The organism is Skermanella sp., assembly GCF_059503625.1.
The window spans coordinates 1-2,406 of record NZ_JCACHA010000428.1; the positions used below are offsets into that span (position 1 = coordinate 1).

At 62.7% G+C, this 2,406-nt stretch carries 3 protein-coding genes; all 3 read right to left on the minus strand.

The features are described from left to right. Positions 1–229: 229 nt before the first annotated feature. On the minus strand, positions 230–886 hold the full coding sequence (locus AC5JJ6_RS09375) for a class I SAM-dependent methyltransferase (RefSeq protein ID WP_496041782.1): 657 nt from the start codon (positions 884–886) through the stop codon (positions 230–232). A 42-nt stretch (positions 887–928) separates the two neighbouring features. Then, positions 929–1,879, minus strand: a complete 951-nt coding sequence (locus AC5JJ6_RS09380; RefSeq protein WP_496041783.1) for an alpha/beta fold hydrolase — start codon at positions 1,877–1,879, stop codon at positions 929–931. Between the two features lie 130 nt (positions 1,880–2,009). Further along, complete coding sequence (locus tag AC5JJ6_RS09385) at positions 2,010–2,186, minus strand: hypothetical protein (RefSeq protein ID WP_496041784.1); 177 nt, start codon at positions 2,184–2,186, stop codon at positions 2,010–2,012. Positions 2,187–2,406: the final 220 nt, after the last annotated feature.

Consider the following 2,406-nt stretch of genomic DNA (forward strand, 5'->3'; position numbering starts at 1 on the left):
CTGTTCGTGACCCACCCGACCTGGCTGGTTCCGGTTGTCGTGGCCATGGCGGGCATCAACCTCGTCCTCCTGCTCGCAGTCGCCCGATAAAGACTCGAGTTGAAGACGTGGGACGGCGGTTCAGGCCCGCCCGCTCGTCCATCACTGGATTGAGCGGGCGGGCCTGAACCGCCGGTACGATCTTCTCAGGATTGCTTGTTTCAGGGCCGCGGCCCGTGGACCGGCAGACTTACCCGGCGCCCTGGAGCATCGCATCGCCGGAGGAGTCCTGGTTCCGGCAATGGACCATCGTGAACATGCCGAACGGCGGCAGCTTGGAAATCTTCACGATTTCGATCCCCGCGTTCGACAGCAGAGGCGTCATCGGCATATCGGCGTGCCAGCCCAGCAGTTCCGCGAAGTTGGCGATCATGCGCTCGAACTTCAGCCGGAGACCGGCTTTCTCGGCCGAGAAGTGGTTGACGATGTAGATGTCGCCGCCCGGCTTGCAGACGCGCTTCAGCTCGTCCATCACGGCCTTCGGGTCTTCCACGACCGTCATCACATACATCGCCACGACGACGTCGAAGCTGGCGTCCTCGAAGGTCATCTTCTGAGCGTCCATCTCGACCAGGCTCTCGATGTTCTTGAGGCCCTTCTTCGCGACGCGCTCATGGGCGAGCCTCAGCATTTCCTCCGAGGCATCGATGCCGACGATGGTGTTGTCGGGATGATAATCGGGAAGCGACAGCCCGGTGCCGACCCCCACCTCGAGGACTCGCAGGCCCCGGCGACGGTTGATGCTGTCGAGCGTCTGCTGGCGTCCCGCCTCGAAACTCTTGCCAAAGACAAGATCGTAGACGCCGGCATAACGGCGATAGGCAGCGCGTACGGTATCTATGTGCATGTGCTTATTCTATCGTTGAGAGAAACGGGCAGACGCACCGGCTCAAGCATCCAAGCCGGGACACGCGTGAGCGTGTGACGTAACATCGTCGCCAGCGTACCGTTCCGCAATGGCAAAAAGCGACGCAAGGATCGCATGATGATGCCGTACGACCAAGGAGAAATGGCCTTCACCCTCCAATAAGCACAACCGCGCATGTGGAATAAGCCGGGCGTACACCCGAGCCGCGGCGACCGGCACCTGATTGTCCATGTTGCCATGCCAGATCACCGTCGGTGATGCGATTCTGGCTGGATCGAAACCCCAGGGCCGCGCATAGATGCGGGCGTCGGAGACGGCGCCGCCGATGCCCTGGCGCAACGCTTCCCGGAAACTGTCGAGGACGGGAATGCCGAAACCCGCCGACAGCACGGCCCGGTCCGGTTCCGGCAGATGCCCGAAGCGCAGCAGCGTGCGCAGGAGCCTGGGTGAATCGACCCCCACGACCAGCCGCCTTGCCAGCGCCGCTATGACGGGAACGGTGCCGGGCAGGCGGTCCAGGGTCATGAGACGCGCAGCCGCTCCGCCGGCTTCCCACCCTGCCCCATCGGCTCCCCCGACGCCTTCCCCCGGCGGCGCAATGCCGCAGATCAGCGCCAGACCGATGATCCGGTCTTTCAACCGTGCGGCGCAGGCTGCGGCATATGGCGCACCCCCGGAAACACCGGCGACGGCGAAGCGGTCGAGTCCCAGGGCATCCGCCACCGATGCGATATCCTGCGGCCAGTCCAGCAGCGTACGTCCGGGAAGCGGATCGGACAGCCCGTACCCCGGCCGGTCGACGGCGATAAGCCGTATGCCCGAAACCGGCAGCATTGACGGTTCCAGCCGGCAGCTGGGGAAACCATGGCAATACAATACCGGCAACGCTGCCGGATCGCCGTACTCCGCGATTCCGAGACGGCGTCCATCCGGCAAGGTGATCGTACTGCTGCGCAAGCCACCGAGGTACACTATGGTTTCCCGCCTTCTCCGTACTCGATCCCGCGGATCGATGTTGGTACGAATCGCGGGTAAGGGAACCCCATGATTTCATCATGCGCCGGATAATCCGGCAGCAGTGCCTTGCAGAAACCGGAGCTCTTTATGAACCCGGCATCAGGAAGGCATAGGCGCCCGCCCCAAGGATCACCCACGCCGCCGACATCAAGGCTACCCAGACGACCAGCGCCTTGCGTGCGGGAAGCGGACGGCTACCGCCGATCGGCACCGTCTCCGCAGCCGGCAGCGGGGCGTCGATGAACTTGAGCAGAGAACGCATCGTGATGGTCCGCATCAAAATTGTCAGGCATATCGTATAAAATTTGATTTAATTCCACCATGAGGATTCTGGCCTAGCCCTTGCGGGCCGGTAACGCGGTAATCGGAAGAGAAGTCATTCGAATACTGTCGTAACCGGCGGCATGCGACGGACCGTTCCGGTATCTTGAAGCACGTGGCCGCTTCGATCTCCGTTTCGATCTCGATGGATCGTCGCCGGG

Excerpts from the sequence above, each read along its gene's own strand:
- AC5JJ6_RS09375 (WP_496041782.1), bottom strand. The coding sequence starts at position 886 with ATGCACATAGATACCGTACGCGCTGCCTATCGCCGTTATGCCGGCGTC.
- AC5JJ6_RS09385 (WP_496041784.1), bottom strand. The coding sequence starts at position 2,186 with ATGCGTTCTCTGCTCAAGTTCATCGACGCCCCGCTGCCGGCTGCGGAG.